The sequence below is a fragment of the Psychrobacter sp. 1U2 genome (assembly GCF_051847575.1).
Genome location: NZ_JBPYDC010001160.1, coordinates 1 through 682 on the forward strand (window position 1 = coordinate 1; position 682 = coordinate 682).

General features: G+C 48.1%; 1 protein-coding gene and 1 pseudogene. Both read left to right on the forward strand.

The genetic code is table 11. The features are described from left to right. A pseudogene (locus ACS8FD_RS20965) lies at positions 1–331 on the forward strand (glutamine--tRNA ligase); the annotation flags it as partial. Positions 332–458: 127 nt separating this feature from the next. Then, positions 459–682: patatin-like phospholipase family protein (locus ACS8FD_RS20970; RefSeq protein ID WP_439277289.1), on the forward strand; the 224-nt coding region annotated here is incomplete at its 3' end.

Here is a 682-nt window from a genome sequence, read left to right on the forward strand (position 1 = left end):
GTTGGGCAACAACCCTGAAGGGCGCAAGGTCAAAGGCGTGATTCATTGGGTATCAGCAAGCCTTGGCGTCCCTGCGACCGTACGCATGTATGAGCAGTTATTTAGTGTTGAGGACCCAGGTAGCGCCAGTGATGTGCATCAAGTACTCAATCCTAATTCGTTGACCGAGCTTGCAGCTGTAGTTGAACCATCGCTCGCCAACGCTGATGCTGGCACGCGCTTTCAGTTTGAGCGTGAAGGCTACTTTATCGCCGATAGCGAGGAGCACACCAGTGACAAGCCGGTATTTAGCCAAATCGTCAGCTTACGCGACAGTTATAAGCCAGCTTAATTATCGTCTATCAAACTCTTGAAAGTACGATGTTTGGATTAGGAATACAAGCCAGTAGTAAGATGTGTTTGATAGTTTGATCCAATAGACATGCTCAACGACATATCTAAGGGAGAGTAAAGAGATTATGATTAAAAAGTCGATCAATCTAGCATTGCAGGGCGGCGGTTCTCACGGCGCCTTTACTTGGGGCGTACTAGACTATTTTATGGAAGATGGCCGAATCAGTGTAGAAGGTATTACAGGGACAAGTGCTGGAGCCATGAATGCAGCGGTATTAGCTCAAGGCTATATGGATAATGGTGCAGATGGCGCACGTGAGGCGCTTGAGCAGTTTTGGCGTCAAGTGGC